General features: G+C 62.3%; 1 protein-coding gene and 1 pseudogene. Both read right to left on the minus strand.

Annotation, left to right across the window (positions count from 1 at the left end):
* A pseudogene (locus tag DD606_RS25375) lies at positions 1 to 913 on the minus strand (two-component system sensor histidine kinase KdbD); the annotation flags it as partial.
* Positions 914 to 1,121 (minus strand): potassium-transporting ATPase subunit C (locus DD606_RS25380; protein WP_129259500.1); only part of this gene is annotated, 208 nt, incomplete at its 5' end.

A 1,121-nucleotide genomic window follows, 5' to 3' on the forward strand; every position in this document is an offset into this window, starting at 1 on the left:
CGCTCAAAATGGCGCGGCGCTGATTTTCCGGCAGGCCATGCAGCTGCGGCGTTTCGACGTAGACCGCGTGCCAGACGCTGCCAAACTTGGCTGCAAGCCGGGCGGCGGTGCGAACCAGTTTTTCGTTGCCGCTGCCGTGACCAATGCATAACAGAATGGCGTCCCGCGTGTGCCAGACGCGCTCTTGTCCCTGTAGGTCTCGCCAGGCGCGCATCTGGTCATCAACGCGATCGGCGGTGCGGCGCAGGGCCAGCTCGCGCAGGGCAATCAGGTTTCCTTTGCGGAAAAAATGTTCGATGGCGCGTTCGGCCTGGCCGGCAATATACACTTTGCCTTCATGCAGGCGCTGGCGCAGATCGTCCGGCGGCAGGTCAACCAGTACGACTTCATCGGCAGAATCAAAAAACGGATCGGGGACGGTTTCCCGCACCTGGATACCGGTTACGCCGCTCACCACGTCGTTCAGGCTTTCCAGATGCTGAACATTCACCGTGGTGAAGACGTCAATGCCTGCCTCAAGCAGCTCCTCAACATCCTGCCAGCGCTTCGGATGGCGGGAGCCTGGCGCATTGCTGTGCGCCAGTTCGTCCATCAGGATCAGGGCAGGGCGGCGGGCGAGGGCGGCATCAAGATCAAACTCCGTGACCAGCCGCCCGCGATGGCTGATACGCTGGGGCGGCTGCGTCGCCAGCCCCGTCAGCAGCGCAGCAGTCTCTTTGCGACCGTGGGTTTCCACCACGCCGATGAGAATATCAAGCCCTTGCGCCCGAAGCCGCTGGGCTTCCGTCAGCATGGCGAAGGTTTTCCCGACACCCGCGCAGGCGCCGAAAAAAATTTTCAGCTTGCCACGGTGGGCTTCAGCCGTCTGTTCAAGCAGCCTGTCCGGATCCGGGCGCATGGGCTCGTCGGTCATTTAGTTCTTCCTTAGCGCATCCAGCGCCAGATTCAGCTCAACAATGTTCACTACCGGCATGCCGATGAAGCTGACCAGCGGCTTTTGCGTATGTTCTGCAACCAGCTGGCTCACCTGCTCGACGGTCAGCTGACGGGCGGCGGCCACGCGTGGGATCTGCCAGACCACCGCGTCCGGCGTCAGGCTGTAATCCAGCCCGCTCGCGGAG

The sequence above is a fragment of the Enterobacter cloacae complex sp. GF14B genome (assembly GCF_004136805.1).
Classification (GTDB): Bacteria; Pseudomonadota; Gammaproteobacteria; order Enterobacterales; family Enterobacteriaceae; genus Enterobacter; species Enterobacter hormaechei_C.